The 6,397-nt window shown below is 34.2% G+C and carries 6 protein-coding genes; 5 read left to right on the forward strand and 1 reads right to left on the reverse strand.

Features of this window, described 5'->3' with window-relative positions; genetic code table 11:
• Window positions 1–57: 57 nt before the first annotated feature.
• On the reverse strand, window positions 58–1,392 hold the full coding sequence (locus WBY99_RS02275) for a dihydroorotase (protein ID WP_423974728.1): 1,335 nt from the start codon (window positions 1,390–1,392) through the stop codon (window positions 58–60).
• A 141-nt stretch (window positions 1,393–1,533) separates the two neighbouring features.
• Between WBY99_RS02275 and WBY99_RS02280 the strand changes: the two genes are divergently transcribed.
• From WBY99_RS02280 to WBY99_RS02300, 5 genes are all read left to right on the forward strand, one after another.
• Window positions 1,534–2,985, forward strand: coding sequence for a lipopolysaccharide biosynthesis protein (locus tag WBY99_RS02280; RefSeq protein WP_423974729.1), 1,452 nt, complete (start codon window positions 1,534–1,536; stop codon window positions 2,983–2,985).
• Window position 2,986: 1 nt separating this feature from the next.
• Entirely contained in the window at window positions 2,987–3,418 is a 432-nt protein-coding gene (gene dut / locus WBY99_RS02285) for a dUTP diphosphatase (RefSeq protein WP_423974730.1), read from the forward strand.
• Between the two features lie 62 nt (window positions 3,419–3,480).
• Window positions 3,481–4,509 carry a sugar phosphate nucleotidyltransferase gene (locus WBY99_RS02290; protein ID WP_423974731.1) on the forward strand — a complete coding sequence of 343 codons (1,029 nt, stop codon included), beginning with the start codon at window positions 3,481–3,483 and terminating at the stop codon, window positions 4,507–4,509.
• Between the two features lie 100 nt (window positions 4,510–4,609).
• Window positions 4,610–5,404, forward strand: a complete 795-nt coding sequence (locus WBY99_RS02295; RefSeq protein ID WP_423974732.1) for a DUF4292 domain-containing protein — start codon at window positions 4,610–4,612, stop codon at window positions 5,402–5,404.
• Window positions 5,401–6,397: murein hydrolase activator EnvC family protein (locus tag WBY99_RS02300; RefSeq protein ID WP_423974733.1), on the forward strand; the 997-nt coding region annotated here is incomplete at its 3' end. The genes WBY99_RS02295 and WBY99_RS02300, both read left to right, overlap by 4 nt.

Raw genomic sequence — 6,397 nt, forward strand, 5'->3', positions numbered from 1 at the left:
ATTCTTTATTAAATTAGAGTAAAAAGTTTTTTAAACTTTTTTGGATTTGGAATGTAATTATCTTTCAAAAAGCAATCTTTCGCCATGCTTTTTATCAGCAATTTTTCCATTCTCGAAAACCAAATTTCCGTTAACGAATGTATGCGTAATTTTCGAATGAAAAGTCGTTCTTTCAAGCGGACTCCAACCGCATTTGTACAAAATGTTTTCTTTAGAAACCGTGTAAGAATCATTCAAATCGACCAAAACCAAATCGGCTTTATAATTTTCTTTAATGTAACCTCGCTTTTCAATTTGAAACAAAATCGCAGGATTATGACACATTTTCTCCACGATTTTTTCTAAAGAAATTTTTCCATTTTTAAAATTTTCGAGCATGATATTTAAAGAATGCTGAACCAAAGGACCGCCGGAAGGTGCCAGCAAATATTTTTGAGATTTTTCTTCTAAAGTGTGCGGCGCGTGATCGGTCGCAATGACATCAATTCGATTGTCCAAAAGTGCTTCCCACAAACCGTTTTTGTCTTTTTCAGTTTTTACGGCAGGATTCCATTTGATAAAATTTCCTTTGGTTTCGTAATCTTCATTGGTAAAAGTCAAATGATGAACGCAAACTTCTGCCGTTATTTTTTTGTCTTTTAATGGAATATCGTTTCGGAAAAGCTCAGTTTCTTTCGCCGTAGAAACGTGGAAAATATGCAGTCTCGCTCCAGTTTTTTTTGCCAGTTCAATCGCTTTCGACGAAGAAATATAACATGCTTCTTCGCTTCGAATCAAATGATGAAATTTCACCGGAATATCGTCGCCGTATTTGTCTTTAAAAATTTCTGTATTTTTTTTGATGGTTGCTTCATCTTCACAATGAACGGCAATGAGCATTTTCGTACTGCTAAAAATTTTTTCTAAAGTTTCAGGATTATCAACCAACATATTTCCGGTGGAAGAACCTAAAAAAAGCTTAATTCCCGCAACATTTCTAGGATTTGTTTTTAAAACTTCTTCTAAATTATCATTGGTTCCGCCCATCATGAAAGAATAATTGGCGAAAGATTTTTCGGCGGCGATTTTATATTTTTCTTCTAATAATTCTTGCGTCACCGCATTGGGAACCGTGTTTGGCTGCTCCATAAAACTGGTGACTCCACCGGCAATTGCCGCTCTCGATTCGCTTTCGATATCGCCTTTCCAAGTTAAGCCCGGCTCACGAAAATGTACCTGATCGTCGATAATTCCAGGCAAAAGATATTTTCCAGAAGCGTCAATTATTTGATCTATATTTTTTTCTGAAATATGTTTTTCAATTTTAATAATCAAATCATTTTCAATGAGCAAATCGCTTTCCAGAATTTGATTTTCATTGACGATTTTGGCGTTTTTAATAAGAATTTTCATTTTTAGAAATAGATTTTTTCACCGTAAATTTACATAAATTAAAAAGAAAGTTTCAAAATGAACCATTGAAAATCGTTTCAAAAACCATAATATTTTCGTGGATTTTAATTAAAACTTTACATTTGTAAAAATTTAGAAGTTTTGTATAAAAAATTATTGGGTCAAACCGCGATTTATGGGTTAAGCACCGTTATTATTCGGTTGTTTCCCTTTATTATCAGTCCGTTTGTGACGCACGCTTTTGGCCCACAATCTTTGGCTCCGTTTATCGATTTTTATTCGGTTGCCGGAATCATCATCGTTTTGCTTTCCCACGGCATGGAAACTACCTTTTTCCGTTTTGCAGAAAAAGAAGAAGACCACAAAAAATTAATTTCAACTGCGACTTTAAGTGTTTTAGGTGCTTCTTTTCTTTTTATGCTTTTCGCTTTTATTTTTAGGCAAGATTTAGCAATCGCTTTCAAAACTCCTGATCAGGTAAATCTTCTCACCATGATGCTTTTCGTTCTTGGTTTAGATGGACTTTCAACAATGCCTTTTGTTATTTTAAGAAAAACTGGAAGACCGAAAAAATTTGCGGTTATTAAAATTATTAATGGTGTTATCAATTTTTTACTGGTCGTTTTCTTCATTGTGATTTTACCAAAACTCGGAAGCAAAGGTTTTTTCGGCTTTCATTACGATAAAAATTTCGGGATCGGATATGTTTTTGTAGCCAATTTAATTGCAAGTGCAGTGACTTTTTTACTGCTTTTTCAGGAAATTAAAGCGGTTCGAATTGCTTCTTTCAGTTGGAATCTCTGGAAAAAAATGATGGCGTATTCTTGGCCAATCACCATTGCCGGTTTGGCTGGAGTAATCAACGAAACCATGGATCGGCAGTTTTTGAAATATCTTTTGCCTGATGGAACAAACACTGAACAAATGGCGATTTATGGCGCAGTTTGCAAAATCGTGACCTTTCTTACTCTGTTTCGGCAAGCTTATCTTTTGGGAATTGAACCCTTCTTTTTCTCACATGCAAAAAATGAAAATTCAGGTCAGTCTTATGCCAAATTAATGGATATGTTTGTCATCGTGAACTGTGTAATTCTATTGGCCTTATGTGTTAATTTGAACTGGCTCGCAGAACTTTACCTCGCAAACCCTGCTTATAACGAAGGCATTCCGATTGTGCCGATTGTTTTGATTGCTGCTGTTTTTCTCGGAATTTATTTGAATATGTCGGTTTGGTATAAACTTTCAGATAAAACCATTTTCGGAGCTTATCTTTCGGTTCTCGGAGCGGCTGTAACCATTGTTATCAACATTTACTTTATTCCATCTTACGGATATTGGGCTTCAACTTGGGGAACTTTTTTAAGTTATTTTTCAATGATGACGGTTTCCTATTTTTTAGGGCAATATTTTTATCCGGTTCCTTATCACATGAAGAAAATATTGGGTTATCTGAGTTTAAGTATTTTATTTTCAGTGGTATCTTTTTATGTACTTGACGGAAATTTAATCATCGGAAATTCATTATTATTAGTATTTTTAGCCCTTGTTTTTTACATAGAAAAGGACACTTTAAGAAAATTTAGAAAAAGCTGATATGAATATAAAAATCATCAATAAATCCTCAAACCCTTTACCAAAATATCAAACCGAGCTTTCTGCCGGAATGGATTTATATGCCAATCTGGACGAAAACATTACTTTGAAATCTTTGGAAAGAAAACTCATTCCCACCGGATTATTTCTGGAAATTCCCGCAGGTTTTGAAGCGCAAATTCGACCAAGAAGCGGTCTAGCCATTAAAAACGGAATTACTGTACTCAATTCCCCTGGAACCATCGATGCAGATTACCGTGGAGAAATTGGGGTTATTTTAGTAAATTTGTCAACCGAGGATTTCAAAATCAATAATGGCGACCGAATTGCACAAATGGTGATTGCTAAATATGAAGCTGCAGAATGGCAGGAAGTTTCTGAAATCAATGAAACCGAGCGAGGAGCTGGAGGATTCGGAAGTACTCAATTATAAAAAAAACATCTCATTTAATAAATTGATTTAATCAAAAAATTTAAGAGTAAAAAAAATACACTATGAAGATTATTGTTCCAATGGCGGGCCGTGGCTCTAGATTAAGACCACATACTTTAACCGTTCCAAAACCTCTAATTCCTATTGCAGGAAAACCAATTGTACAAAGACTTGTTGAAGACATCACCAAAGTAGCTGGCGAAAAAATTGATGAAATCGCTTTTATTATTGGCGATTTCGGTGCAGAAGTTGAAGCGTCTTTAATTCAGATTGCCGAAAGTCTTGGTGCAAAAGGAACCGTTTACACACAAGATGAACCACTAGGAACTGCGCATGCCATTAAATGTGCAGAACAATCAATGCAGGGAGATGTAGTTGTTGCCTTTGCAGACACTTTATTTAAAGCAGATTTTAAATTAGATAAAAATTCAGATGGTGTAATTTGGGTGAAAAAAGTGGAAGATCCGGCCGCATTTGGAGTCGTGAAACTGGATGATTATGGATTTATTACTGATTTCGTAGAAAAGCCAACGACATTCGTTTCCGACTTGGCGATTATTGGAATATACTATTTCAACTCTGCCGAAAAATTAATGAGCGAAATCAACTATATCATGGATAATGACATTAAACAAGGTGGCGAATATCAGTTGACAACAGCATTAGAAAACCTCCGTCAAAAAGGAGCGAAATTTTCATTAGGTAAAGTTGATGATTGGATGGATTGCGGAAATAAAAATGCAACCGTGGATACCAATGGAAAAGTTTTGGAATACGAAAGAGAAAATGTTTCGCAATTTCCCGCTTCTGCAAAAATCGACAACTGTATGATAATCCCGCCATGTTTTATTGGTGAAAATGTGCAAATCTCCAACTCTAAAATCGGTCCACGAGTTTCTATAGGAAACAACACGAAGATTATCAATTCGAATATCGACAATTCATTGATCCAAGAAAACACAATGATTAACCACGGAAATCTAAGTAATTCAATGATTGGTAATTCGGCAGAATATTATGGAGTTGCCAGAGAGATTTCTTTGGGTGATTTTTCTGTTCTCGATTTTCTTTCTAAAGATGAAAGTCATTAAAAACAAAATCAAAATACAACGCAATAAACCACACGAAACAATTTGTGTGGTTTGGCGTTAATATTGTAAACTTTCATGAAAAGTTTAAATAAAAAGTTCAATGAAAAAATATATTATTGCTTCTGTATTAATGATAATGCTGATTTCTTGTAAAACAAAAATAGCTATTGAAAAACCGATAAACACCAATACTTCGGTCGATTCAAGCACTAATTTCTTCAACAAGATGAATGAAAAAACAGATTTTCAGCAATTAAAAATCAACTCTCGAATTACAGCAGAAACAGGTAAACTTATCCCACCATTAGATGCAACAATTTACATTGAAAAAGATCAAAAGGTTTGGATTAATATGACTGCCATCTTTTTAAACGTAGGAAGAGGAATTGCAACTCCTGAAGGAATTAAAGGATATGAGAAATGGAATAAAACTTATATTGAATCGGATTTTTCTTACTTAAATTCACTATTGAACGTCAACTTTATCGATTACAGTGCTTTACAAAATCTACTATTAGGTAGAACATTTATTCCTGTCAACGACAAAGATTTTAAACTCACCAAAAATGCACAAGGCTACCTTTTAACTTCGGTGAAAAATTTAAGTTTCCGAACAAATGGAGATCTCTCTGAATACTCGGCTGCATTGACCTATAATACTGAAATGGAATTAGAAAATGTTTCTTTACAAAAAATAAATGCACCCGATCAACTTGATGTTTTCTATTCTAACTGGGAAAATTTTGAAAACATCAAACTCCCGAAAAATGTTAAAATAATAATAAAAGGATCAAAAACCAGTCAAATTTTACTAGAAAACACGAAATTTGACAGTTCGAAAATGGAAGCACCTTATTCTGTTCCCAATAATTATACGAAAACTGAGATTAAATGATTAAAAGAGTAAGCTTTTTAATAGGCATTTTTCTATTCGCTTTTTTTTCTGGGCAGAAAAAAGAACAACTTCAAAAGCAAAATGCGGAATTGAAAAAACAAATTTCGAGCATCAATTCGAACTTGGCGAAAACCCAGCAGCAATCAAAACTTTCTGTGGCTTACCTCAACGAAGTAGAAAAGAAAATTGGACTTCGTGAAAAAGTATATACCAATACACAAAAAGAAAAAAGATTAATTGAGGATGAAATCTATCTCCGCCAATTAGAAATTAATCGTCAGAATCGAGAGCTTGCAATTCTTAGAAAAAACTATGCTGAAGTTTTAGTTAAAGCCTATAAAAATAAGGGAGCACAAAATAAAGTAACTTTTATTTTATCCTCTAAAAATTTGGGAGAAGCACTAAGAAGAGTTCAATATTTAAAAGATTATTCTGATTATCAGGACAAAAAAGCAACCGAAATTTCTACAGCCGCTAAAGTTCTTCAGGAAAACATCGCCTTAAAACAGAAATCGGTAAAGGATAAAGAAATGATTCTCTCTAATCAGCAAAAAGATTTACTGACCATCGAAGCGGAGAAAAAAACCAAACAAGCTCTTTTAGAAGAATTTAAGAAAAATGAAGTTCAGCTTACTGCTGAATTGAAACAAAAGCAAGCAGAATCTAAGGAATTGGAAGGGCAAATTCGTTCAATTATTGCCGATGAAATAAGAATCGCGAAAGCAAAAGAAGAAGAACTAAAAAAGGCAGAAGCTGAAAAAATTCGTTTGGCAAAAATCGCTGCAGAAAAAGAAAAGGCAAAAATCGATGCAGAAAATAAAGCACGAATGGAAGCCTTGGCTTTAGAAAAAAAGAAAGCAGACGATGAAGCAAAAAGGCTAAAAGACATCGCAGAAAAAAAAGCAGCAGATGAAGCCGCAAAAGCAAAAATAGCCGACGCAGCCGACGCAAAAAAAACAGAAGATTCTAAAAAAGCGGCAGAAGCAGAAAAAG

The sequence above is a fragment of the Kaistella sp. genome, assembly GCF_049588135.1.
Classification (GTDB): Bacteria; Bacteroidota; Bacteroidia; order Flavobacteriales; family Weeksellaceae; genus Kaistella.

What these genes read in the sequence shown, in the direction of transcription:
- WBY99_RS02275 (WP_423974728.1), bottom strand. Translation starts at nt 1,392, where the DNA reads ATGAAAATTCTTATTAAAAACGCCAAAATCGTCAATGAAAATCAAATT.
- dut (WP_423974730.1), top strand. Translation starts at nt 2,987, where the DNA reads ATGAATATAAAAATCATCAATAAATCCTCAAACCCTTTACCAAAATAT.
- WBY99_RS02295 (WP_423974732.1), top strand. Translation starts at nt 4,610, where the DNA reads ATGAAAAAATATATTATTGCTTCTGTATTAATGATAATGCTGATTTCT.
- WBY99_RS02290 (WP_423974731.1), top strand. Translation starts at nt 3,481, where the DNA reads ATGAAGATTATTGTTCCAATGGCGGGCCGTGGCTCTAGATTAAGACCA.